At 53.7% G+C, this 24,881-nt stretch carries 26 protein-coding genes; 4 read left to right on the top strand and 22 right to left on the bottom strand.

Going from position 1 to position 24,881, the window contains the following annotated elements; genetic code table 11:
- Nucleotides 1–92 precede the first annotated feature (92 nt).
- Entirely contained in the window at nt 93–365 is a 273-nt protein-coding gene (locus A1332_RS03475; protein ID WP_064007180.1) for an HU family DNA-binding protein, read from the top strand.
- Between the two features lie 13 nt (nt 366–378).
- On the opposite strand, the gene traN is transcribed toward A1332_RS03475, so the two are convergent.
- The 18 genes from traN to A1332_RS03385 all read right to left on the bottom strand — a co-directional run bounded on the left by traN (nt 379) and on the right by A1332_RS03385 (nt 17,223).
- Nucleotides 379–3,162 carry a conjugal transfer mating pair stabilization protein TraN gene (traN, locus tag A1332_RS03470; protein WP_064007179.1) on the bottom strand — a complete coding sequence of 928 codons (2,784 nt, stop codon included), beginning with the start codon at nt 3,160–3,162 and terminating at the stop codon, nt 379–381.
- A complete protein-coding gene (locus A1332_RS03465; RefSeq protein WP_064007178.1) occupies nt 3,162–4,193 on the bottom strand; it encodes a TraU family protein in 1,032 nt (343 codons plus the stop codon). The genes traN and A1332_RS03465 overlap by 1 nt, the downstream gene beginning before the upstream one ends.
- Nucleotides 4,190–5,392: a TrbC family F-type conjugative pilus assembly protein gene (locus A1332_RS03460; protein ID WP_064007177.1), complete on the bottom strand. Its 1,203-nt coding sequence runs from the start codon at nt 5,390–5,392 to the stop codon at nt 4,190–4,192. Before A1332_RS03460 ends, A1332_RS03465 begins: the two co-directional genes overlap by 4 nt.
- Nucleotides 5,379–5,936 carry a signal peptidase I gene (gene lepB, locus A1332_RS03455; protein WP_082879513.1) on the bottom strand — a complete coding sequence of 186 codons (558 nt, stop codon included), beginning with the start codon at nt 5,934–5,936 and terminating at the stop codon, nt 5,379–5,381. The genes A1332_RS03460 and lepB overlap by 14 nt, the downstream gene beginning before the upstream one ends.
- Entirely contained in the window at nt 5,914–6,231 is a 318-nt protein-coding gene (locus A1332_RS03450) for a hypothetical protein (RefSeq protein ID WP_064007176.1), read from the bottom strand. Before A1332_RS03450 ends, lepB begins: the two co-directional genes overlap by 23 nt.
- A complete protein-coding gene (gene traC / locus A1332_RS03445) occupies nt 6,221–8,635 on the bottom strand; it encodes a type IV secretion system protein TraC (protein WP_064007175.1) in 2,415 nt (804 codons plus the stop codon). The genes A1332_RS03450 and traC overlap by 11 nt, the downstream gene beginning before the upstream one ends.
- Nucleotides 8,632–8,895 carry an RRXRR domain-containing protein gene (locus A1332_RS03440; RefSeq protein WP_231890198.1) on the bottom strand — a complete coding sequence of 88 codons (264 nt, stop codon included), beginning with the start codon at nt 8,893–8,895 and terminating at the stop codon, nt 8,632–8,634. Before A1332_RS03440 ends, traC begins: the two co-directional genes overlap by 4 nt.
- 7 nt (nt 8,896–8,902) lie before the next feature.
- Entirely contained in the window at nt 8,903–9,202 is a 300-nt protein-coding gene (gene traA / locus A1332_RS03435) for a TraA family conjugative transfer protein (RefSeq protein ID WP_026601817.1), read from the bottom strand.
- A 123-nt stretch (nt 9,203–9,325) separates the two neighbouring features.
- On the bottom strand, nt 9,326–9,841 hold the full coding sequence (locus tag A1332_RS03430) for a TraV family lipoprotein (protein ID WP_064007173.1): 516 nt from the start codon (nt 9,839–9,841) through the stop codon (nt 9,326–9,328).
- Nucleotides 9,838–10,650: a DsbC family protein gene (locus A1332_RS03425; protein WP_064007172.1), complete on the bottom strand. Its 813-nt coding sequence runs from the start codon at nt 10,648–10,650 to the stop codon at nt 9,838–9,840. Before A1332_RS03425 ends, A1332_RS03430 begins: the two co-directional genes overlap by 4 nt.
- A gap of 29 nt (nt 10,651–10,679) precedes the next feature.
- Nucleotides 10,680–12,050: a TraB/VirB10 family protein gene (locus A1332_RS03420; protein ID WP_064007171.1), complete on the bottom strand. Its 1,371-nt coding sequence runs from the start codon at nt 12,048–12,050 to the stop codon at nt 10,680–10,682.
- Nucleotides 12,050–13,012, bottom strand: a complete 963-nt coding sequence (locus tag A1332_RS03415; RefSeq protein ID WP_064007170.1) for a TraK domain-containing protein — start codon at nt 13,010–13,012, stop codon at nt 12,050–12,052. Before A1332_RS03415 ends, A1332_RS03420 begins: the two co-directional genes overlap by 1 nt.
- Nucleotides 13,009–13,620, bottom strand: a complete 612-nt coding sequence (locus tag A1332_RS03410) for a TraE/TraK family type IV conjugative transfer system protein (protein ID WP_064007169.1) — start codon at nt 13,618–13,620, stop codon at nt 13,009–13,011. Before A1332_RS03410 ends, A1332_RS03415 begins: the two co-directional genes overlap by 4 nt.
- A complete protein-coding gene (gene traL / locus A1332_RS03405) occupies nt 13,617–13,898 on the bottom strand; it encodes a type IV conjugative transfer system protein TraL (protein ID WP_064007168.1) in 282 nt (93 codons plus the stop codon). The genes A1332_RS03410 and traL overlap by 4 nt, the downstream gene beginning before the upstream one ends.
- A gap of 217 nt (nt 13,899–14,115) precedes the next feature.
- Entirely contained in the window at nt 14,116–14,589 is a 474-nt protein-coding gene (locus tag A1332_RS03400) for a DUF1348 family protein (protein ID WP_064007167.1), read from the bottom strand.
- Between the two features lie 30 nt (nt 14,590–14,619).
- Nucleotides 14,620–15,225 carry a glutathione S-transferase family protein gene (locus tag A1332_RS03395; protein WP_064007166.1) on the bottom strand — a complete coding sequence of 202 codons (606 nt, stop codon included), beginning with the start codon at nt 15,223–15,225 and terminating at the stop codon, nt 14,620–14,622.
- A 15-nt stretch (nt 15,226–15,240) separates the two neighbouring features.
- Nucleotides 15,241–16,530, bottom strand: a complete 1,290-nt coding sequence (locus A1332_RS03390) for a pyridoxamine 5'-phosphate oxidase family protein (RefSeq protein WP_064007165.1) — start codon at nt 16,528–16,530, stop codon at nt 15,241–15,243.
- A gap of 147 nt (nt 16,531–16,677) precedes the next feature.
- On the bottom strand, nt 16,678–17,223 hold the full coding sequence (locus A1332_RS03385) for a carboxymuconolactone decarboxylase family protein (RefSeq protein ID WP_064007164.1): 546 nt from the start codon (nt 17,221–17,223) through the stop codon (nt 16,678–16,680).
- A 136-nt stretch (nt 17,224–17,359) separates the two neighbouring features.
- Between A1332_RS03385 and A1332_RS03380 the strand changes: the two genes are divergently transcribed.
- A complete protein-coding gene (locus A1332_RS03380; RefSeq protein ID WP_064007163.1) occupies nt 17,360–18,259 on the top strand; it encodes a LysR family transcriptional regulator in 900 nt (299 codons plus the stop codon).
- Nucleotides 18,260–18,269: 10 nt separating this feature from the next.
- Here the strand turns inward: A1332_RS03380 and A1332_RS03375 are convergent, their stop codons facing one another.
- Nucleotides 18,270–19,145 carry a helix-turn-helix transcriptional regulator gene (locus tag A1332_RS03375; RefSeq protein WP_064007162.1) on the bottom strand — a complete coding sequence of 292 codons (876 nt, stop codon included), beginning with the start codon at nt 19,143–19,145 and terminating at the stop codon, nt 18,270–18,272.
- Between the two features lie 139 nt (nt 19,146–19,284).
- On the opposite strand from A1332_RS03375, the gene A1332_RS03370 reads away from it, so the two are divergent.
- Entirely contained in the window at nt 19,285–19,866 is a 582-nt protein-coding gene (locus A1332_RS03370) for a carboxymuconolactone decarboxylase family protein (RefSeq protein WP_064007161.1), read from the top strand.
- Nucleotides 19,867–19,981: 115 nt separating this feature from the next.
- Here A1332_RS03370 and A1332_RS03365 read toward each other — a convergent pair whose 3' ends face one another.
- Nucleotides 19,982–20,608, bottom strand: a complete 627-nt coding sequence (locus A1332_RS03365) for a TIGR04282 family arsenosugar biosynthesis glycosyltransferase (RefSeq protein ID WP_064007160.1) — start codon at nt 20,606–20,608, stop codon at nt 19,982–19,984.
- Between the two features lie 3 nt (nt 20,609–20,611).
- Nucleotides 20,612–22,762 carry an FAD-dependent oxidoreductase gene (locus A1332_RS03360; protein ID WP_064007159.1) on the bottom strand — a complete coding sequence of 717 codons (2,151 nt, stop codon included), beginning with the start codon at nt 22,760–22,762 and terminating at the stop codon, nt 20,612–20,614.
- Nucleotides 22,763–23,042: 280 nt separating this feature from the next.
- Between A1332_RS03360 and A1332_RS03355 the strand changes: the two genes are divergently transcribed.
- Complete coding sequence (locus A1332_RS03355) at nt 23,043–23,537, top strand: MerR family transcriptional regulator (RefSeq protein WP_064007158.1); 495 nt, start codon at nt 23,043–23,045, stop codon at nt 23,535–23,537.
- 177 nt (nt 23,538–23,714) lie between these two features.
- Here A1332_RS03355 and A1332_RS03350 read toward each other — a convergent pair whose 3' ends face one another.
- A complete protein-coding gene (locus A1332_RS03350) occupies nt 23,715–24,779 on the bottom strand; it encodes a cobalamin-independent methionine synthase II family protein (RefSeq protein WP_064007157.1) in 1,065 nt (354 codons plus the stop codon).
- Nucleotides 24,780–24,881 lie beyond the last annotated feature (102 nt).

Raw genomic sequence — 24,881 nt, 5'->3', positions numbered from 1 at the left:
GTAAACATGTATTCCAAAGTCCTAAAAATCGAAGCTAATTCACTAATTTTGACTAGATTTCTTTTCTTCAATCACTTTTTGAAAATTGACGTATGAACAAATCCGAACTCATCGACGCCATCGCCAGCCATGCTAACCTCACGAAAGCCGATGCCGGCCGTGCATTGGATGGTATTACTCAATCGATCCAAGCCGCGCTTAAAGCCAGCGATTCCGTGGCGTTGGTGGGCTTCGGTACATTTGAAGTAAAAGAACGCGCCGAGCGTACTGGTCGTAACCCTCAAACCGGTGAAGCCATTACGATTGCCGCCGCTAAATTACCCTCGTTCAAAGCAGGTAAGGGCCTGAAAGACGCCGTTCAGTAAGGTTTAGGCCGCATTATTGCGGCCCCATGCTCCAGCCTTCCAATTCAGACTGCCGTTTGACCGTAGGTACATCCAGGTCGGTCATCCGGCCTTGGGTGCGGGTTAAGGTGTCTTGTCGGCCACTGGAGGCGGCGCCGTATTTTTGTGGATTCAGTCGGCTGCCACTACCGGTCAACTGATCAAGATTCAGCATGGCTGCGGCGTTGGCTGCAGTCGGTAAATGCCCGGTCTGAGCCAAAATCCCCATCCATTCGTCCAGATTCACTTGAGTCCAATCGACTCTATCCAGATCCGAGACTTTAATCCCCGTACAGACAGGGCTTTCCGGCGTGCCAAAATCCATCCCCAGTTGCGGTTTGATTTGCTCGTTGAGGATGCGGGCCAGCGGTGAGTTGTAGCAGCAGTAACTTTCCTTTCTTACCAGACAAAGCCCCGCTACCTTGCTTTCGCAGACAGTACCCAAGTCGGTACAGACTTTAAGCTGCTTCTTCGCCGCCAGTTCGTATTCTGCTTGTTCGCAGGCGTATACGATCTGGATAATCATGATGATGATCATCACCACGGTATAAGCCGTCATCAAGGTACTGAGCATTTCACCTGCCACGGCTGCGCCGCCGCCCAATTCAACGCCGCCGGATTCCGCCGCCGGCGTTAGATTGCCGGCCGAATCGAAAGCCGCTTGCCCGCCGGCACTGAACAAGGCATTACCCGCAGCCTCGCCAAAGATATTACCGATCCATTCCGCGACCGATTTCATCAGTTCGCCTTTCAGCGAGTCCAGTAAACCTTGTGAGGCGACGTCGGATGTACTCAGCATATCGGTACCGACCAAGTCATTTACGCCCGAGGCAAAATCAGCCTGAAAACTATTCCAGGCATCGCCGGCCAGGGTAAACGGCGTGCGCATGGTTTCCCAGGCGCCACGGACGATGGAGGTGCTGTCCATGGTCATGATGGCATTGTCCAGTTGGCTGGTGGCCAACAGCAAATCGATATAGCGACTAAGTCCCATCGCCCCCGCTGGCGTTTCACAGCAATCCACCAGACTGAGCGCGCCGCCAACCATTTTGCAACTGGCAGGTTTGCCTTGGAACACCTGGCAAGTGGTCGGATCCTTTTGCTGAAGATCGGCGTTGGCGTAGTCGCAATGCAAATCCATCGCCATTTGCTGTGCGCTATTCAGCAAGGCCACCGCCTTGGTGAAATCCTGACTTTGAGTCCGATTCACGGTGATACAGTCTTCGCCCATGCAGCGAACAGGCCCCGCGCATTGCTGTTGGGTGTTGCTTTGAATGCCGGGAATGCCAGCTGATTGTCCGCAATCGTAGGTGTCGATGCTGTCCCAGCAGGTGCCCGATGCCAGCACATCCAGACATTGGCTTTTGATGAATGAGCAGCCTTGCGTCTCAAAAGTATCACAAGTCTTGGCGGGAACACCGTTGGCAGGTGGCTCCAAGCAATGCGTGCCGGCCGTGTCGGTCCAGCATTGACCGTATTGATTCAAATCACATTGCCCGGCGGCATCGATCCTCATACAGGTATTACGAATACCGGTCGAGCTCGCCACGGGTGCTTGGGCTAAATCGGAACCACAGACCATGACTTGCGAAGTTGAGTCGACATAGCAACCCGAGGCATTAGCGGGATCATTGCTGCAACTGAGCTGACTGCCAGCCTGGCAAATCCCATCGGTAATGGCATTGGCCAGATTCTGGCAATTCGGTCCGCTCCAGCTCCATTGATCCTGGGTGATTAGTTTCGACAAATCATATCGGAGCCGAATCCTGGAATAACCTTCACCATTACCACCGACCATGGTTTCCTGTTTGAAGACTTTGTTGCCCGTGCTGTTGAAGGCATAGGTGACATCACGATTGGGATGATCGACCCAGCTATTACTCAGTTCGCAAGAGCCACCCCAGCCGGTCGAGCCGGTATAAATTAGATTCCCGCCGTAATACACGCGAGCATGGTCATCGAATTCGACGTCTTCCAGCGTGGCACTGATGATGGCTTCCGGATGCAGGACGTTGTAAGTCACTTCCCAGTTGAATATGCCGCAACCAGCCGACCAGTAGTTATCGCCGACACGTCCGACATACAAGTCCATACAGCCAGATCCACAACTGGACATGCCGCCGTTCCCGGATACAAAACCGAGTAGGGTCTCTACATTGACTTGATGTGTCGCCGTACAACTTTGCGGTACCGTCGGTTGGCGCAGACACAATTGATAGTCGGGAATACGGACCGAATAGCTGGTCTCGGTTTGCGTGGTCACGGTGGTACAGTCCGAAAACGAATGCGCCCAGGGCGTGAAATTGGCAAACACCTGATCGCCGGTATTCCAGACTGCATCGTTGTGTAAATCCGGATGCGACTGATGGGCGTTGTCGATCAGAGTGCGATAGGCTTCGCCGGTAAAACTGCTTTCGCCGTTCAAAGTGGTTTGGGCATTCAAGCCGGCGGCGATGGTACCGGGATTGTTACCGTAGAGAGTGGCAAGGTCACTGGTTGTCGTGGTTGCACTGTTGGTATCTGGAAACAGCGTGCCGATCGAAATCGCGCTTTCCTGCGAAGTACCTGGATTCAACGACAGAGAACCGCTGCCGGTATCGATTGGAAATTGAAAACCTCCAACAATCTGCTGCCCCAATTTCTGGCCATCATTGCCAGCCGCCTGTATCGCATCAGCCCAAGATACCCCAAACGGCGTCCAGGCCATCGTCACGCATAACAGGGCGGATAGTGCTTGGGTAAACCAGCGATGCGGCTCGAATAATGTCCAGATATGCATCACAACCCCACACAGCAATCCTGCCAGCGCCACAGGATGTAGAGATGATCTTCGCCCGGACCTGGGAAGGTACGTCCCGCACCCCATTTAAAGGTGGTCTCGCCGATGACATGATTGGACTCGGTTTCCGCTACCGGATAAAACATACTGAGCCGGTATTGGGATTTGGGGATGAAGGGATAAATCGTCCCGCCGCACAGGGCATCGTTACCGGATGTTTTCCAAGCTAGGCCTCGGCGATGTAAGGCCGCTGTCGCCCGCGTGGCCAACAAACTGGTAATCCGAGGATCGGTGCCATAACTGGTCGGCGAAATACCGGACAAGGGATACATGTGACCCCAGGCACCGGCACACCAGAACAAGGCATCCAGGGAATTTCCAGTCGCGGCGGCTGCGGCATCGGCTACACAAGCGGAAATGGCAACTGGATTGGCAAACAACGCCGTTTCCGGACTGGTGAAAAACGCCAGCAAATCGCTATTCCAGGTGGGGTCGAGTTCCGAGACGTACAGCAAATCAAAGTCGCGATAGCCGTCGCTATTGCATCGTCCATCCCAGAACAGGTCCAGCATGATGGTCAGCGGAAAGGCGAAGTAGTGGTAATTGAAAAACGACATCTCGCTGGCATCGAAATCCGCCTTGCCGGTAGTGGCAATCAAACGTACATTCGAGGCACTGATTTTATGGCCGCCCAGTGCCGGTGAACACCAGGGATTACGGACGATTTCAATCAGTCGAGCCGGATTCCATAAGCCTACCGTCATGCCTAATTGCGGTATACCCATGGGATCGGTGCAGAAGCAAAACTTCTCATCGGTAGCGATACTTGGCACATTGCCACCGCCTAATGAGGCACCGGCGGCGCGTATCGGAAACAGACAGCTCCAGCAAATATCGGTGACCAGTTTTCCTGACCACAGCTCGGCATCCGCACACAGCGGATCGGTGGCTCTGGTTGTGGTGTCGGCATGTAGGTTGCTCACCAGGGATATGAGCAGCCAGAAGACCCAAGGGAAAATCAGGCAATTCATGACCGCTCTCCCGCCGAAGCCGGCAGTTTTCGTTCGCGAACCACTAGACGATTGCCAGTCTGCTCTACCAGACTCGGCACATGCTGTAATTGAAATCGGCTACGCACGTCTGGCGTCAACAAGTACACCGATGAATTCAGCGATGTTTCCAAGGCTCTCAAGTTGGCCCAGCCGTCCTGACGCGACACCGACGTGGTCAGATACATCACGCGGGCTTTTTTGTCCTGGCATGACAATTGGCGAATCCAATGGACTTGGGCGGTTTCGGTAGCATCAAACACAATCAGGCATAAGCCGAACGGCATTTTGTCCAAGGGGTTGACGGGTTGTCCGGCCCGGACAATGAGTTGACCATTCGGCGCAATCAGATTGCGCGGCGCGGTGATAGTCATGTCGATTACTCGCTCACGGTCTTCCAACGCGACTGGCAACACCTCGAATTTTTGCTGATCCCAGAAACGGGCGATGGCTTGTTGTTGCTTTTGCCGCCAATCGATCGCGGCCATCCGTCGTTTGATTTCTTCGAGCAGATCGATTTCGGCGATGTCGTAAACATCGCCCAATCGGCCTAAATCGCCGGTAGCACCGGATTTGAATTTATCATTCAGCCAAGTCAAACTGCTGACGCCTCTGACTTGTAGTAAAGCCTTGTCATCCGATTCGACGACGATGGCCGGCACTGACGTTACCGCCCATTTTTGAAACCGGGGAGGATCGATCACTATGTTCGGAACGGGATCGATGTCCTTTAGAAGCCGTTTGAGATCGGCAAACAGAGCAGGTAGTTTTTGACCGGGCTTGGGGCCTCGAAACACCAACAAAGCATCGTCCTGTCCAGATGCCTCTTCGAACATGCCTTTCAATGTGGTATCGCCAAGCGAGAACGAAACGAACACCACTTTGAGCGGTTTGCCAGGATGAGGTATTGCTGTTTTGTCGAGTGGGTTTGAGGATGCTGAAATTGATTGCATAGCCTTCGAGTTTTGCATCATCTCCATAGCTTGCCGGTTTGCTTCCAACTGATAGGCATTGCCTTCCAGCCACGCAGGCTTAGCTTGACCATCCAAGGTATTCAGAATTCGTTGCGATCTGGATAACCATTCCTCCTCAGCATTCACCGAGGCCACCAGTAATACATTCGCCAAGCAAAAGAACACTACTTTACGCGGGCGATTGGACAGGAATTCAAAATAGCGCATAAGCCCGCCCAATCACTTGATGGTCATAGACATAGCCCCAATACCGCGAGTCAAAACTCTTATCCGTTTTGCCGGTCAACCAATAGGCCGCCGGCGGAATGGTTTCGTCACGTTTGAAACTAGACGCGGGTTTCTTGAGTTTTTCCGCTAATGGCAAACCTTCGATGATCAAGGAACCGTTGACGGTGGTCTGCCGACTGTCGACCTGAATATGATCGCCGGTAACACCTGCGGCAATTTTGACGATGATCTGGCCGTCCTTGAAATACGGTGACATGCGCTCGGCACGAAATGCCATCAGATCGCCGCGCCAGATGTCCTTGTTGTAGGTATCGATCAGATAAACCCATTTGTCGGGTAAACAACGATCAACCTGATCGTCGCCGCCAATCAGGAAGCGTTGGCCGATGTAATGCTCAACCACCAATACCAGAATCAAGATCGGCAAGGCTTTGAGCAGGAACTTGCCGATAGGCTTTCTGTGGGATGTTTGACGTATCGTCATGGGTTTGTCCATCGCATCACCTTTGGGTTTGCCGGACATAGACATCGTCAGGTGCCGTAACCACTGCCGTGGAATCGATCACCAGATAGCCCGCGTCACTGAGCTTTTTGGCCTGGGTTTGCCAGTCATCGACGATCTTGGCCATTTGTTCTTGCGTGGCATTCGGCGGAATTGATTGAATCAATTTGGCCCGATCCAGTACGAATACCGGCGTCACCAAATTCAGGCGTGCCAGTGGCTGCCGAAGTTGTTGATAAGCTGAAAACCAACCGCCCACCGAGCCTAAACTGGCGGCGATCAAGACAACACTCAGCCATTGCGATTTAGCGTCCATGGTTAAACTCCCGTGATTTCGGTTGGCGTGCGTCTGTTAATTGCTGAATGGCATCGCCCAGACTGAGCCCCTGTCTACGCAGCTGCTTCAGCGCCTGCACATCTTCTGGCTTGGTGGAAAAAAGAATGCGTTTGAACGGATCCACAATCAGACGGCCAATGCCGGATCCCATTTCGGTGATGAAGAAGATTTCCGAATAGGCGCCTGGCAGGGTGTGGACGGTTTTGAGGAGTTCATAACCGCCATCGGATAACGGTAAGCGACGATCCTGCTTCATGCCTTCGATGACTTCAGCTTTTTGACCGAGCAGATACATATTCGCTGAGTTCTCGACGATGGCTCGGCCGGCGGCATTTCGGTATAGGTCATTCACCGACTGGGTAATGGTGACGGCGGCACCGCCGTATTTACGAAAGCGACGGTAGCCATGTTCCATAAACTTGGCCACATCGCCTTCGGTTAGCAAATCCCAGGCTTCGTCGATGATGACGATCTTGGGCCGGTTACGTTCGCCCAGGTACATCTCCTGCTGGATCTGGTAGATCAGTTGCAGCAAGACCACCTGTTGCAGGTGCTTGCGACCCTTGAGTTCCTCCAATTCCAATACCGTAAAGTCGCTGGCGAATTTAGCGTTGTTGTGGCCGTTGAAATAACGGCCGTATTCACCTCGGGTGGTAAAGGGGAACAACTGTTCGCCAACATCCTTCAAACGTTGATCGCCTTCGGCACACAGGCATTTGGCAATGTCATCGACCGACATCGACTGGGCTTTTTCAGTCCACAGTTGTTTGAGAATGCGCTTGAGACCGGCGGTCTGAAAGTCGGTCAATTTCTCGGTGGGTGCCGCCATTTGACTAACCAGCCCTGCCAGCATGTCGGCTTCTTCTTCGAAGTTCTGCACGATCTCAAACGGATTCATGCAGATGCCAGAACCGTGGGTAAATTTGACGAAATCGCCTTCCAGAACCTCGCAGAGGTTTTCATAGGAGCGGCCCACATCAATGGCCCAGATTTGCGCACCTTCGGTCAGATAGCTGACGATGATTTCGTTGGTCAGAAAAGATTTGCCCTTACCGGATTCGGCGGCGATACAGAGGTTGTAGTTGCCCGTGGTATCGAACAATGACACGGCCATGTGCTCGCCGTTACGCGAGACAAAATTCAACGTCGGGGTGCCGGTGCCGGCCCAGTCGCCAAATAGCGGTAATAAGGGAATGGCATGGCGAGTGGCCAAAGTACGGTAGCGTTTCAAATCAGAAATCGCCGAGCGCTCTGGGCCAAACGGCAAACAGTTGAGGAAAAACGGCAGACAGAAGTATTTATCTTCCAACAGTTGAAAGCCCAGTTCCCGAAAATACACACGGGCATTAGAAACCGCTGCAGCCTCATCAGATTCATCGCAGAACAACAGCACGCCGAAATAACTGCGTATGGGCCGATCACCGTCACCATAGGCTTCGAACAGCACATCGAAATTATGTTTACGCTGCACCAGTACCGGCAAAAATCGGGCAATCGGTGTGTTGACCTGGTTGGTGATGAATTGCCGAACGCCTTCCTGCCGGGTGCGAGTGGATTCGGCATCGGGATAATGAAGGGTTAGGCTGATCAGCGCATTCTGGCGAATACCGCGGGTGCCGGACAATATGTCGCCCAGATAACTCTTGGCGCTACCAAAGTAAAAATGGTCCGGCGTGCGTTTGGCTGACAGGGTTTTTACCCGTTTTGATCCGAGCCAAATGCCTTTTTCGTCGGTCTGTAGGGCATTGTCAAAATCGAGTAATTGGTCGCGGATCAACTGGGTCGGATCGCATTCCGGAACTACTCGGTCTTTCCAACCGGCATCCGGGCTCCAGTTGAGGACGGTATTCAATACCCGCACATATTGGTCGGAGCCCAAAATCGATGGATATAAGCCAATCGTTGATAAAGATTGCTGCGTGGCCAGTTGTAATTCGGTTGCGCGACGGATTTCCGCTTCCGTAGGTCTTGGATTGGCGATGGGCAGTTTTACCGTGACGATGACATGACTGCGACGCAGTCGCGCGCCTGAAATCGATTCCGGTGGTTTGGTGGTGCCTTGTCGCAGGAAATCGATGCTGGCACCGGTCATCGTTTTATAGGTCTGTTTTTGCTGCTTTAGGCGCCGGGTATGCATCACCGCCAGCGATTCTTCGATGTCAGGCGACGTCCACAGGCTGACTTGCAATAAAGTATCGGTCGGCCAGTCCTGATTCAGCAACACATTGACTCGAGCGGAAACACTGGGATCGGCCCCAGTCAATGGCCGGCAGATAAAGCCAAAGCCCACGCTGGAATCCGCCAGCAAGAACAGGTGATGGTCGTTGTCATAAGCGAGGGTTGAAAAAAGCGTATCGGCGGTATGGATTCTGGACTGTTTCATGCCGATTCCTCCTCTGCGTATAACAAACGCATGGTTTCGGCCTGATTTTGCAGCAACAGTCTAATGGTGTAGGGATGCCGGCTGACGCGGACCGCGCGTTTCTTGCACAGCAGTTCCCGCGCTCGCGCCGGATGGCACGGATTGATTGGTTTACCATCGGCGGCCTGAACGCGAACCGTGCGATCAGTCGTGTGTTCTGGGTTACGGCGGTTGCCCGCCGTCATCTCGGTAACGGGGTGTGGTCCGGTAATGTTGCTCATAACAACCTTATAGTGTCGCGGTGACAATATTGGTGATGATGGTCGGTGCCGCAAATAGACCCACGCCGCTGGCGATACCCAGCACAAAGCCCATGATGCTGCCGCGTACCACGCCTGCGACCAGACCGACAATCACGAAGACGATGGCGATGATCCGACCCAACAAACCTTCGACCCAACCGGTCAGCAAGGTCCAGACGTTGTTGAACTCGGTGCCGCCGGCACCGGCCATGGCGTCGGGCGCCAACAACACAAAAAACAAGGAAGCCAGGGCGACTAGAACCCCGGTTCGATAGGACACTTTCATACAAGACGACCTCATAGTTGAATGACGACAGTTACCCGTCCGATCTCGGAAGCTTGCTCCGGCTCAACATCAGCGGTCGCCCGCTAAGACTCGCCGATCCCGAAGGTCACGGCGGTGAAGAATTTAGTTTTTGGCGGCTGGGCTGTTCAGCGTGGATGGCAAACCACGCGATTCCAAATCATCGTTATCCAATGCCTGATGTTTTTCAGGTGGCCTTTGCTCGACTTGCAGCGGAATGAGCGATGGGCTCAAAGTCGGTGCCGACTTGCCAATCATCCAGCGTCTGGGCTCCAATTCGGTATAGACATAGTTCGACACCATCAAATCGCCCTCGGCATCTTCCCAAGGCGCGATCCAGATCCGCATGACTTGCGACGGGGTGCGAATCGGCGTGGGGTCATCGATCTTCGGTACGGGTTGTTGTAAGGGTGGGCTCGGCTGAAGTTGAGGTTCAATAGGCGTGTCCTGTTCGACTGATGGTTCCGCCAAGGCAGGGTTAGTGACTTGATAGGCTTGTGTGGTCGACAAACACTGCGGTTCGTCCGGCATACCTTTACAGCCATATTGGGTTGCGCAGCCAGTGACAAGTACCAACATCAAGCTGGAAAGGAGTAACGGAAACGGGCAGTAACGTTTCATGGCTTTTTCTCCACTTTCGTAGGTTCAGTAGCGGTTGCGGCGGATACGGATACGGCATTGGGTTTATTGGCCAACCAATCGGCCAGAGCTTCAGGTGCGCCGCTATGAGTGCGACCATCTGGGGCAATCAGAAACGGCACCCCTTGCAAACCAAACAGCTTGGCGGTAACGATGGTTTTCTGTAACGGTTCTTTGTTACATTGCGTGGGTTGTTCGGTCGGTAACCCGGCGTAATCCTGTTTCAACAGTCGTTCGCGCACGGATTCCTTGGTTTTGACATCCGCTGAACCCAACTGACACGCCAGTTGCACGACGATGTTTTGCGATTCGGCACCGAGGATCGGCACCATCACCAGCTTGAAGGTGTATTTGTCCTGCAAGGTTTGCAGGTCTTTCATGACCTTGCCGCAATAAGGGCAACGCGGATCGATGAACACCAAAACCGACTCTTTACCATGTCCGACCGTGACTGGTCCCAAGTCATCGACGTTGAGTTTCATCCGCGACAGATCGATGCGATTGGCGATTTTGTCGATGTCAGGCAGATCCTTGATTTCCTGCTGGGTCCAGACATCCATTAGCTTGCCGCCGTAAAAGGCAAAGCGACCATTATTGGAAATGAACACCGTTTGTGCGCCGGTCTTGACCATCTTCAATCCGCTGATCGGCAAATCCTGCATGCCGTCGATTTTGATCGACAGTAAGCTGGCGGCAATGTCAGATGCATTAGGTTTGGGTGGGGTGGTAGCTAATGCAGCTGAAGCCGATAAAAATAATGGAAGTAGTAAGCTGGTCTGGCGTAGGGTCATAAAATCATTCCGGATCTTGGGTTGAGGAATCAGCTAGCGGTTTTCAATTTCAATGCCGTGCCTTTCTGCACGATGAAATTGACTTGGCGGGTGGCGTCGACTTCGATGACCGGGTAAATCTCTTCGGCCATATCCATGTAAAAATGCGACAGCCGCTCCATCGCATAACCGGCACCTTTCAGTGCGCCGCCTTCCATCGACTGCGAGGAAAAGGCACTTTGGAACGGTGTACTGCCCGCCAGACTGCCTAGGCCGCCGGTCATCAACACCGGAATCTGATTGCGGCCAAAAGCATCGGAAAAGCCTCTCAGGAATCCGGCCATCATCGATTGCGCCAATAACGCGCCTTGTTTGGACACGACGCGACCGCGCACCCCGTTTTTGCCATCTTCGCCGGTGGCATAAGCATTCATCGGTACTTCGATCACGCCACCGTCTTGGCGCACACAGGAAAAGGTCTCGCCACGAAAATAGGCGCGCTCGGCACTCAAGTCGCCGAAGCCGGCGGCCAACAGAAAGCACTCGCGGACATCGGCGTGAAAGCGGTTGGGCAGAATGGCTTCCTTCTTGATGCGGAACAGCACCGGCATCGGTTCTTTTTTTGCTTTTTTGCCGGTAGGTGCATCCAGGCCGTTCAATAACACGCCAGTCAGAATGCTACCGGCAGGGATGAATACGTCGTTGTGGGTAGAATGAGTGGCACTACTCTCGCCCGTTGCTTTGGCATCTGTGGTCGATTTAGACGATTTGTCTTCCTGGATCACGCGAATCTGCATCGCTGCAGGCGCTTGTGCATTGGCATTGGTTCGTCCGCCCGAGACACCGGCATTGCCAGTTGTAGGTGTAGGAATCGCCGCCTGTTCAAACACGCTGTTCAGATCTTCTTGCGCGGTGTTGGGCCTAGTCGAGTTGTAACGGTGGCCAGCATAATTGGGCAGTGCTGTGTTGTTGCCAGGCAATGCATTAGGATCAACACTCTCTGTAGGCGGCGTTACTGTGGTTTTGTTTTTTAACGACTCGACTTCACCGCTAACAGCTTGGAGTTTAGCTTCATAGGCTTCCCGTTCAGCGCTAGTCCATTGCTTGAAACGCAGTTCGTCGGATTGCTGCTCGCGTTTTTGCTGTTCCTCAATCGCCGCTAACCGCCGTCCTTGCTCTTCGTTTTTTTGCAGCAGATCGCGAAGCTGGGAGGAAATGCCGTCAATGCCTAAAGAACGAGGATCGCTGTCGGTCAGGATGTGCTGTATCGTCGCCTGTTTACTGGTGGGCTTGGCGATCTCTGGTGACACTGATGCTAGAGCAATAATGGTTGCCAATAGCACGGTGCCGATACTGCCTACCGCAACATTGCGCTTGGCGGTAGGACTCAAACGTGACCACCAGTTGTCCATGCCGGCCATCAGGGTTGACTCCCTTTGAGCAATGACGGTCTGAGCGTCGATGATTCTTCTGGAGCATGTCTGACCGCAACATAGAGTTCGGTAGATTCGTTCTGTCCCAGTACGACTTTGGGCCAGCTGGCAACAGCTAACACCTCGTCTTGGGTCGTTGCACAAGATCGCTCGTCAAACTCAAGAGGCTCCATGCCGGTATTACGAGCCAGACCGACCAGTATCAACATGTCGTGACCTTCCAATACTTGACCGGTCTTAATCTGTACCCGATCTTGCAAGCACTGAATATGTTCGCTCTTACTCGGATCGCGTAGGGAAAAACCAGGCGGTGTCTTTTGCAGACCCAGGTCGCGGAATAGCTTTTTAATTTGGGCGATGTAAGCTTGTTCCTGATCGCTGGTTTTGCCTGAAGACGTACTGGGCGATTGCAGTTTGCTCAACAGCTTGTAGCTGTCTTTATCCAGACTGAGATGGATTTCCCGTGCTGGAATGCGTTTGGGGATCAAGGTCAGCGATAAGGCGATGTCTTGATTGTCGCCGGGGGTGATATATAAAGTGACCGGTGTTTCGTCGGCGGTGGCGACATAAACGATTTTGCCTTTTGTACTGGTGGTGGCCTGACTGGTGGTCGTGACCACCGGATGCTCGAACGGCGTGACCAGACGATTCAAGTGGCCGACGGCAATCGGCATTAATTCGTTAATGCCAGGTTTGACTTGAATGTGTTGCGGAGCGACGGACGTTGTCGATGTGGCTGCCGCCTGTTGCTTGGCTGTCTGCAATACACTGGCATCCACCGACGGCAGCTCGATGCCAAAATCCTGATTTTGATTGGCGGGTGGCTGTGGCGATGATGATCGATCGGCTACGGTAGTCACTGGCGGCAGCACGGTGATCGGTAATTCGTTGGCAGACAAGGGGGCGCTAATCGTCAACAGTAACCAAAATGGCGGGAATGATCGTTTCATGGTTGAGCCTCGCGGGTTTGGCCTTGGGTCGCTTTCAAACGATCCAATGTTCTGGGCGAATCGGGGTAAACATCAATGAACTCCAGACGTGGCCGGTAGTTCTTGATGGTGATGATGAATTCGTAGGTGCGCGGCTTGATGTCGGGTTTGGAACTGGGGCCTTGGCTTTTCAGTTCGCCGCTGACGAAGACTTTGTTGGTCTCGGTTTCATAATCGACATGACGAGGCGTGAAGCTGATCGCCACCCGATCCATCTTGATGGCCTTGATTTGATCGGTCATGGCATCCAAGACACTGCGATAAATGTCCGGCGCCAATAGAGGCTCGATGGCTACCTTCAGAAAATCGGCATTGGCTGGCGTGGTGTTGCCGAGTAATTCCGCCATGTATAAACCCCAAGACTCTTTGAACTCACTAGAGGCGCTACTGCGTGTTACTTCTACTTCTTGACTCAACGTGGGCGGTACTAAAATGATACTGCGCTCGGTACGCCAGGCCGCCAGTGAGGTAATGACACAAATCACCAGCAGGCCGATGATAATGACCCGACTGAAGCGATTTTCGGTCTCATGCCCGTCCCAGGTCTGTAGAAAATCCGACAACCTCATGGCAGGAAGATCCGAATATACGGATTGGGAATGGTCAATGCTCGACTGGGCAAAAGGCCTAACCAATACAAGGCATGCAAGGTATAGCCATCTGGGCGGTTATCGCGAAAGCGGCGATAAAACTTCACGGCGATCAGGCCAATGGCCAAAGCAGGAATGAATTGGTCGATGAGCATACCCGTCAGCATGCTGACCATGAAAGGCACAATTTCATCCGCACTCCACAGCAAAATGTGAATCGGATCGTCTATCGATTGGGGAATGGCAACGGGTTCCATAATGACCTCCGGTTGGGATGGTCATTATTGTGAAGCGGATTTTAAGGAGGTCGTTTGCAGCTGATGACGAATTCGCGATTAGCTGTAAAAATTGACGGTAGGTTGAGAGTTCTAAACTTTAAAGGCCTTTAGCTTGATCTCGGATGCAATCCTCTCCGAGGCTAATATTGTCAAGACGTTTCCCGAAGATGGCTCAATCGCACCGTCAATCGACCATTTATAACCCCAAATCGCTCAAACTGGCATGATCGTCGGGACGGCGGCCCAATGGCCAGTGGAACAAGCGCTGTTCTTCTTTGATAGGCAAATCATTGATACTGGCAAAGCGCCTTTGCATGAAACCTTGCGGGTTGAATTCCCAATTTTCGTTGCCGTAGCTGCGGAACCACTGACCGGAATCGTCGTGCCATTCGTAGGCAAAGCGCACGGCAATGCGGTGGTCGGTAAATGCCCACAATTCCTTGATCAAGCGATAGTCCAATTCTTTGACCCATTTGCGTTGCAAAAACTGATGGACTTGTTCGCGGCCTTGCGGAAACTCGGCACGGTTACGCCAGAGCGTGTCTTCGGTATAGACCAAGGCGACGCGGTCCGGATCGCGCGAGTTCCAGGCGTCTTCGGCCATGCGTACTTTTTGCGCGGCGGTTTCAGCGGTAAAGGGCGGGACGGGGGCTTTGATTTCTTGGGTCATGATGTTTCTCCGTGATGAAAAGGAATTGATTTATTCTTGCCACATGCCGGGCATGGTCATGTAACCGGGCAATGCGCGAATGCGTTGGAACCAGGCGATGATGTTGGGGAAGGCTCCGATGTCCAAACCGCCTTCCGGCGCCAACGCCAAATAGGGGTAGACAGCGATGTCGGCGATGGATACCGAATCGCCGACCAGCCAATCGCGGCTTTGCAGATGGCGGTCGATAATGCCCAGCACTTTGTCGGCGGTTTGCCGGGCCGTTGCCGTATCGATAGGACTACCGAATTTATGGTGTACGCGCAGTTTGGCAGGACCGTTAGCAACTTCGTTGGCGGCGGTCGATAACCAGGCGGCGATCTGCGCCAACGAGTAAGCATCGTCCGACCACCACCGTTCCCCGCCGTAACGTTTGGCCAGATACACCAAAATGGCCTGACTGTCGCGGATGATTAGGCCCTCGTCATCCAACACCGGCACCTGGGCGAATGGGTTGCGTTGCAAATGTTCCGGGCCGCGCTGCTCGCCGCCGCGTAAATCCACGGCTTGGATTTGATAGGGCAAAGCCAGCAAACTCAGTAGTAAGCGAACTTTGTGGCAGTTGCCTGATAGTGGCATGTCGTACAGGGTAATCATGTTGGACTCCTTCGGTTAATTAAAGCTCTCAAATTGCACTCTGTCGTCTGCAATGCCGAGTTGGCGAGCGGTTTGGCGCACACTGTCAATCAGACGGGGTGGGCCGCAGACATAAATGACGGTATCTGCGGATACGTTAGCAAGCAGCGCCGATACGTCCAACCGGATAGGGCTTTGCGCCTGGCTGAAATAAAACCGGCATCGATCGGAAAACTGCCGTTGCAAGTCTTTAACAAAGGCCATGTCTTGCGGCGCTCGGCCGGTGTAATGCAGTTGAAATTCCGTATTCCGTGCGGCCAAGCTTTCGGCCATGGCTTTGATGGGTGTGATGCCAATACCCCCGGCAATTAACAATGTAGGGCGGTCATCATCGTGTAATGGAAAATAGTTTTCCGGCGCATCGACGTTGATGCGGCTACCCAATTGCCAGCCGTCGTGCAATGCCGACGAGCCGCCTTCGCCATCGTCGACACGCAAAACTGCGATGTGATAGCAATCCGGATCCTCCGGCGTGTCGGTTAGCGAATAGGTGCGGGAGGTGACGCTACCGTCCGGCAGGATGATCGGCACGCGGATATGCGCCCCTGCCCGGTAGTTCGGCAGCGACTCGCCGTCGGCATGGCGTAATTCGTAAGCGCGAATGCGCGGTGTTAACTGGCGAATCCCGCGGATGGTCAAGGGCAATGCGCCGTTTCCCAAAACAATGGGCGCTTGCGGTGCTACCGGATTGGTTTGTTGTTGAGGCCGGGTTTGCTCCAATAGCGCTTCGACTTCGCGTTGGCTGTAACGTGGTGTGATGTACTTGGGACAATTCCAATCAAAGGCTTCGACTCGGATCACGATGCCGCGCTCAACTGGGCCACGAAAGTCTGTCGGTTCTAGCTTGGATAGCAATGCCGGTTCACTACGTTCGTCCACCACCCGTGCTCGTCCCCAGATTTTTAAGCGTTGTCGACCAGGATAGTCCATCAACAGTAAGCTCACCCGATCATCTCCGCGTAAATTGCCCACCGAAATGTATTGGCGATTACCGCTGAAATCGGCGTAACCAATGGTTTGTTCATCCAATACTTTCAAAAATCCCGCCGGTCCGCCGCGATGTTGGACATAAGGCCAACCGGATTCGCTGACGGTGGCTTGATAAAAGCTATCGCGTTCGGTGATGAAGGCTTGTTCGAATTCGCTCAAAGCCACTGTTTCGGTGTCGCCCAGTTCGGCTGTCCGGTAGGCCGTGCGACTGCCCATTTCGGTTTGTACCGCTTGGACGTTGGGGGTGAAGCTGATCTTGGCAAACGCACGGGCCATGGTCTTTACTCCGGACGGGGTGAAATGTTGATGGCTACTCTGGCACAATCATCAGCTGTGCTGAATAGTCATAATTTGAAATACCTTATTCCAATCAGCGCAATAAACCGGGCCAAACGCCATCTCTGCGCTTCGCCCGGTTAGGCTTTAAGCGGCTTGTTTTAACTCGACTTTCGGGAAGTCAATGTCGACCCGGCTGGCTTTGCCCAAAATATTGGTGAGGATATTCATGCCGACATGGGTGATCACCTCGACGATGTCGGCCTCGCTGAAACCGGCATCGCGCATCGCTTGTAGTTCGGTATTGGTCACCTCGCCTTTATGCTCGACCAAGGCGCGGGCGAAATGGACCGCGACCGCCGCTTTGGCGTCCTGGCTGGTACCAGCCCGGTTGGCTTCGATTTCCGCGCCATTCAAACCGGTTTCGCGACCGATGGCGGTATGGGCGGATAAGCAGTATGCGCATTGGTTCTGCTGTGCCAGCGCCAATGCAATCCGTTCGCGGGTGCTGGCATCCAGCGAACCGTGATTGGCGATGTGATGCAAACCGAGGAAGGCTTTCAAGGCATCCGGCGAATGGGCGAATACACGCAGAAAATTGGGCACCATACCCAATTGACCTTGGATGGCTTCAAACAGGGCACGTTGTTCGATATTGGCGGTTTCGTTGCTAACGCTGGTAATACGGCTCATGAGTGTTCTCCAAAAAATGAAATAGGTTGTCGTATGCCTGGGTTAAATTCAGCAGGCGGGTACAGTGTGTCTTATTGCATAAAAATAAAGAATATCTATAATTTCCAATTAACTATTCCGATAATAGGAATTATCAATGGATCGTCTGCATTTAATGAGCGTGTATGTCGCGGTGGTCGAGGCGGAAGGCTTTGCCGGCGGTGCGCGTAAGCTCCACATGTCACCACCGGCCGTGACGCGAGCGGTGGCGGCGTTGGAAGAACGCTTGGGCGTTAAATTACTGAACCGTACCACCCGCTACGTGCGCATGACCGAAGCCGGTCAGAAATATTACGAGGACGCCAAACGCATCATCGCCTTGGCCGATGAAGCCGACGACGCGGCGCTGGGCATCAATGCCGAGCCGCGCGGCCAACTCACCGTCACAGCCTCAGTGCTGTTCGGTCGTTTGTTCATCATGCCGGGTATTGTCGCGTATTTGCGTCGCTATCCGGCGGTGGAAGTCAATGCTTTGTTTGTCGACCGGGTGGTCAATATGCTGGAGGAAGGGGTGGATGTGGCGGTCCGCATCGCAGAATTGCCCGATTCCTCGTACCGTTCGCTACGGGTTGGCTCGGTGCGGCGGGTATTGTGTGCCTCGCCGGAGTATCTGGCCGAACACGGCATACCGCAAACGCCGGACGAATTAACCGAACATCGCATCATTCTGGCACGCGGTCTAAATCCGCACAACGAGATGCGCTTTCAGTACGATGGACAGGTGCAGACGGTCAAATTGCAACCGATGTTGAGTGTCAGCGACAACGACTCGGCGGCCAGCGCCGCCATGGCCGGATTGGGCATCACCCGCCTGCTGAATTATCAAATCGCCGCGCCGTTACAAACCGGCAAACTAAAAATCGTGCTCGGCGAATTCGAAAGCCCGCCGGTTCCTGTGCATATCCTGCACCGCGAAGGCCGCCACTCGTCGGCGAAAATTCGATCGTTCGTCGATTTGATGGTTGAAAGGCTTCGGGCAGAATTGGCGTTGAACTGACGAGCGCCTTTTAACTTTTCCGGAACGTTCCGGGCGATACGCCAAGGTGACGCTTAAAGGCTTTGCTGAAGGCCGGCACCGACTCGTAACCGCTTCTTTCTGCAACGCGTTCTACACTCATGTTGGGTTCCATTAGCCAGTGAGCAGCGATTTGCAAGCGCCATAGCGTTAGGTATTCGATGGGCGAATGGCCGATCAAGGAGGTAAATTTCTCCGATAACACTGACTTGGAAACACCGGCCTGGGTACATAATTCGCTGAGCGTCCAGGCATGCCAAGGCTGTTCGTGAATCAAGCTCAGCGCTTTGGCCAGGCGCTTGTCCTGCATGGCAGCAAACACACCCTCGCGGACCCAGTCTTGCTCGATGCAATGACGAATCGCCAATACGAACAAACTATCACACAAGCGCTCCACGATTGAATCGCTGCCAAAACGCGGTGTTGACGCTTCAGCTACCACCAGTTCAAGTAAACGCGTCAGGATAGTCCCGCTCTGGTTTTGCCGGATCACGATTTCGGCCGGCAGCGCTTGCCATAACAGGGATTTTGGGGTGGCCAGTTGAATTTCCCCGCAAACGAAACCGGCCTCGCCCTCCAGCCATGGAGTCATTTGGGTATCGTTAGCGTCGTTTGGCAAATGCTCGGCGCTATAAGACAAAAAATGCCGGGCTGCATGCGGCAAAAACAGAATCAAATCGCCGGTATCCAGCCGCAATGGCTCAGGCCAGCGTGGTGAGTGGACAAAACCGCGTCCCTTGCTGACCAAGTGAAACCAGACCGAGGTCTGTGAGTTGTGGTCCATCAACCAGCGCCCGCACACCCCACCCGAATAGACCAATTTGGCGTGCAGATTCAAACCATTGATCAACGGGGTCAAGGCATCCATCGTTTACTCCCGGAATATCGGACAAGTACGCCGGAAGTGTGCGCATGGGATGAACCAATGGTTTTTCTTAACCTATTCCCGTCGAAACGAATTCGCATCGGCATTACACCTCATGTTTATAAATTAAAGGAGAGACATCATGTCCCAATTTCAAATTCATTCCATCCTGACCGCCAATGCCACGGCAAAACCTTTACTGGAAGGCTCGTTGAAAAAATACGGCTTCGTGCCCAATTTGCATGGCGGTTTGGCCGAAGCGCCGGCGGCTCTGAAAGCTTACATCGAGTTGACGGCCTTGTTTGACCAAACGTCGTTTAGCCCGACCGAACAGCAAGTCATTTTGCTGGCCATCAGCGCCGAGAATCATTGCACTTATTGTGTCGCCGCGCATTCGATGATCGCCAAACACATGGTCAAAGCCGATCCGGCGATTGTCGAAGCCTTACGCAACGGTAAACCGCTGCCTGACAGCAAATTGGAGGCATTGGCCGGATTTGCCCGTGCAGTGGTAAAAAACCGCGGCGTAGTTTGCGGTCAAACCTTGGACAAATTTATCACGGCAGGCTACAGCCGGGCGCAGGTTTTGGAAGTGGTGTTGGGCGTGGCGTTCAAAACCCTCAGCAACTACACCAACCATATTATCAATACCCCGTTGGACACCGCATTCCAGGCCGAAGCTTGGGACGAACCGGCGCATTGCAGCAGCCAGAAATGCGCTTAAAGGGTTGATTGTTTTCGCCATAGCTCAAATGCGCCAATTCCGTGCAATTGGTGCATTTCGGCTTTTTTGTATGCATAAACAGTTAAAGAAACCTTTGGGGGAATGCCATTTCGTCTCAGCGATTTGTTAACTCTAAATAACGTTGCCAGTCCTGATAGGTATCCACGTCCCACTGACTGTCCAGTTCGTAAACCTTCAAGCCGATGTCTTCTGACCGACGACGGGTGGAAGACATCACCTGGTCATGACCCCAGTTCATGTTGCTGAACAGTCTCGGTTGTGCCTCGTTTAAACCGATCATGACGTAACCGCCATCGTCGGCCGGTGCAACGACCGCATCGTGGCCTTCGTGTAACGCCGTCAGTGCCCGACGTAGGTCGCCACCGGAAAGACTGGGGCAATCGCAACCCATCAGCAATGCATGCCGGTATCGGCCAAGTGCATCATCGAAAGCGCGATGCATGCGTTCACCCAGATCGGCGCCGTGTTGCAACTTCAATGTCAGCGGATAACGGCGCGCGCAATCCTGAAAAAAGGCATGGCTGGCGTCTGGCGCGCAGTGGAGTTCAACAGCGCACAGAGGCTGCTGGAAGGCCCGGTCCAGCGTCATATAGGTCAACTGCTTATGTGCTTTGGCAGCCTGTTCGGCGCTTAAGGTCGGTTGCAGCCGGGTTTTGACTTGGCCGGGATTTGGCGCTTTGCAAAAAATCAGCAGCACGCTGTCGGGGAAAAGCGTTTGCATGGCTCAAACCTTGCGCCGCCAGGCGTGATAACGGCCCAACCATGCCAGCACACGCTTGGGCGCGTGATTGCGTTTCCAGACGCCGGCCACATATTTATTCGCTTCTGCCAGGGTTGGATAGATGTGAATGGTGCCTAAAATCTTGTTCAGGCCGATGCCGTGTTTCATCGCCAGCACGAATTCCGCCAACAAATCGCCGGCATGTTCGCCGACGATGGTTACGCCGAGGATTTTGTCCTTGCCGGGCACGGTCAGCACTTTGACAAAGCCATGGGCCTCGCCATCGGCAATCGCCCGATCCAGATCGTCGAGGCCGTAGGTTGAGACTTCATAAGCGATATTCTGCGCTTGCGCATCCTGTTCGTTCAGACCCACTCGCGCCACTTCCGGATCGGTAAAGGTCGACCAGGGGATCACCGAATAATCGGTACGAAACTTTTTAAAATGTCCGAATAAGGCGTTGACCGCCGCATACCAAGCCTGATGCGCGGCGGTGTGGGTAAACTGATACGGCCCCGCCACATCGCCGACGGCGAAAATATTCGGATAGTTGGTTTGCTGGAACGGGTTGGTTTCCAGGGTGTTGCGCGGCGACAAGGCAATGCCCAGTTCCTCGACGCCATAGCCTTGTACATTGGCGGCGCGACCGATGGCGATCAGCACTTTATCGAAGGCAATTTTGACGATTTGCCCGTCGTGTTCCGCCAGCATAATGTATTCGCCGTTTTCGACGATGAGTTCCTTGGCGGTGTGGTTGATTTTGACATCCACGCCTTCCGCCTGGAAGCGGGCCTGGATGATGTCAGACACCTCCGCATCCTCCCGCAGCATAAGGCGCGGCGCCATTTCCACCTGGGTGACCTTGCTGCCCAGGCGGGCGAAGGTTTGCGTCAACTCGCAGCCTATCGGCCCGCCGCCTAGCACCAGCAGGCGCTTGGGTAATTCGCGCAAGTTCCAGATGTTATCCGAAGTCAGATAATCGATGTTTTCCAGTCCGGGAATCGGCGGCACGAAGGGCCGGGCGCCGGCGGCGATGACGATAGCACGGCTGGTGAGGGTTTTGACGCCGTCGGCTGTCGTGACGTCCACCGCCCAGGGCGAAACGATTTTAGCCGAACCTTCGATGACCTCCACGCCCAGCTCGGTATATCGTTCCATGGAATCGTGCGGTGCTACGGTTTTGATCACCTGTTGTACCCGATCCATCACGGCGGCGAAATCGAATTCCACCTCGGTTTTGGCGATGCCGAACTCGGGCGCGCGTTTGATATGCGACAGCAACTTGGCCGAACGGATCAGCGCCTTGGACGGCACGCAACCGGTGTTCAGGCAGTCACCGCCCATTTTGTGTTTTTCTATCAGCGTCACTTTGGCTTTGACGGCGGCGGCGATATAGGCCGACACCAAACCGCCAGCACCGGCGCCGATGACCAGCAAATTGTTGTCGAAACGGTCGGGCTTAGGCCAGTCCGCGTAAATTTTGCGTTGTTTGAAAAATTCGAGCATTTTCTTGGTCAACAAAGGAAACACGCCGAGCAAGGCAAACGAACCCAGCAAGCTTGGAGACAGAATACCGGAGAGCGACTCGACTTTCGCCAACTGGGTGCCGGCATTGACGTACACCAAGGTGCCGGCCAACATGCCGACCTGACTGACCCAGTAAAACGTCCTGGTCTTGATCGGCGTCAAACCCATCGCCAGATTGATCATGAAAAACGGAAACAACGGCACTAATCGCAAGGTAAACAAATAAAAGGCGCCGTCGCGGCTCACACCCTCATCAATGGCTTGTAATCGGGTGCTAAATCGGGATTTGACCCAGTCGCGCAACAAAAACCGTGCGGCCAGAAATGCCAGCGTAGCGCCGATGCTGGAGGCGAACGACACTATCAGCGTACCCCATAACACCCCGAATACCGCGCCGCCGGCCAGGGTCAATATCGTCGCCCCCGGTAATGACAGCGCAGTGACCGCGATATACAGCGCGGCATACAGTGCCGACGCTAGCATTGGGTGAGCCTGACGGTAATCGGCGATACCGGTCTGCTGCGCCTTCAAGTTATCCAGCGTCAGATAGTGCTGCAAGTCCAAGGCAAAAAATGTTGCCACCAATGCGGCAATACCCAGCAATAACAAAAGTCTGGAGGTTTTCATGCCGACCTACCAATTCTGAGTGGGCTAGGCTTCGAAGGGTGTTGGCGGTTTGTCTGGCTAAACATTTATGTTCCTTAAGTACTATTGGGCTTGCCTGTTAGTCGTGTTTGCCAGTCATTCCTGACAACTATCTCGGCAAATTTAATTTCACTGGTTTAATAGACATCATCGCCACTTAGTAGATCAAGATTCTTTCAGGCAATCCTGATAGGCAAAATTTGTGTTCGGTTAGTGCAATACCTACACTATGTGACGTCTACCTTATATTTTGTAACCCATTATGCGCCTGCCGCCTAAACACCAGCGCGATGTTCTTAAAATCGGTGAATTGGCCGATGAACTTGGCACCACGCCAAGAACCATTCGCCTTTACGAGGAACTTGGACTGATCGCTCCTGACCGCACCGAGGGCGGCACCCGTCTTTATGCCCGGAAAGATTTGAAGCGCATGGCTATCGCGTTGCAGCTTGGTCGGGTCGGCATCGAGCTGGAATCGGTGCAAAAGCTCGCTCAAACCCGACAGCAATGTGCTTCCGGCAAAGAAGCATCAGCCGCGATGCAGCCACTCCTGCATGATTTGCGTATCAGAATTCGGGGATTATTGAATGATTTGGAGGAACTGGATCGCGATCTGGAGCGGGCGGACATGTTGATCCGCCAATGCGGGAATTGTCACAATCGCCCCAATCGCCAGGATTGCCCGGAATGTCCGGTGAATAAAAACGTCGATTTAACCAACATAGGGCGCCTGGTTTGGGATCCGAGTTGTCCGTGACCGGGTTGCCGGGCCATTTCAAATATTACGTTAATGTAAATTATTGCTGTAGGGCGTAATCCAAGGGAACTCAATTGTCGTAGCCTTATTACGTCGCATGCATTCGTTTAACATTCGGTGCATTACCCGTTAGTCATTGCGATTTGTGGCCCGTTCGAACCGCAAATCGCACCGCATTCAGCTATTCAACACCTTAGCAGCCAGTTCCGTGCCGATAACGCGGGCTTCGATTTTGGCGAATGCCGTGTCCCGGCCAGTCGAGGTGTCGTCTTCGAAAGGCGAAAAGCCGCAGTCGTCGGTGGTGCCGAGCTGATGCAACGGTATGTACTCGGCGGCGCGCAATACGCGATCCCTCACCAATTCCGGTGTTTCCACGTCAGGATTCAGCACGTCGATCACGCCAACAAACACCCGTTGGTTAGGACGAAGATTGTCCTTGATGATGGCTAATACGTGTTCCGGATTTTTTTCGCTGGCCATCTGCATGTAGAAATTACCGGCTTCGAGCTGGAACAAGCTCGGCAGCAGGTCGGCGTAATCGACATCGGCGCTGTGCGTGGAGTCATGATCGCCGCCGGGACAGGTATGCACGCCGATGCGTTGGCGTTGTTCCGGGCTAAAGTGCGCCAATACCCGGTTGTTCAGCTCGATAAACTGTCGCAGCAATTGCTTGGACGGATCAAGTTTGACCGACAAGCGCCCTTCGGTGAAATCGATTTGCACATGGTGCGCGCCCTGATCCAAACAGCCGCGAATATCCGCCACCGTTTCCTTGATCAAGTCATCAATGAACGCTTCTCGTGAGTAAGCGGCTATGCCTTCTGGCGGATAAAGCAGGCTCAAGGCGGAAGCTGAAATCACCGCCTGCTTGAGTGGGCGCGTGGTGTAACGTTTGGCGGCCTGCACAAATGCGCCGGCATAGACGCCGTAGCGAAACGGCCCGGCGGTTAATCGGGGCAATTGCCGGGTGTGGCCGTCGGCAAACGGGATCACGATGCCGTCCTCGGCGATGTTGCGCAAACCTTGTAAGGGGTAGGTGGCGAAACTCGACTTGGTCTGTTCGCCGTCGGAGATTACCGGTGAACCGGTGTCCGCAAAACGTTGCAGGGTGTCGCGTACCGCTTCGTCGTAGCAGGCATCGAGTCGTTGTTGCGATAGGCGGCCCGCGCGAAATTCCCGGAGTGCTTCGAGCAATTGCGGCGGACGGGGAATGCTGCCTATGGATTCGGTGGGTATGGACATGGTGCGTTCCTCTATGGCGTTAAGTGGTTGCGGGGCTTTGGTCAAGGAATGGCTGGCTTTACGAGTCTGTTGGCTTATCAGTAATCGCGGTTAAAGCGCCGT

This window comes from Methylomonas methanica, assembly GCF_001644035.1.
In the GTDB taxonomy this organism is placed as follows: domain Bacteria; phylum Pseudomonadota; class Gammaproteobacteria; order Methylococcales; family Methylomonadaceae; genus Methylomonas; species Methylomonas methanica_A.
Note: the sequence above shows the minus strand (reverse complement) of the source record. Positions and strands in the feature narration are given on the sequence as shown.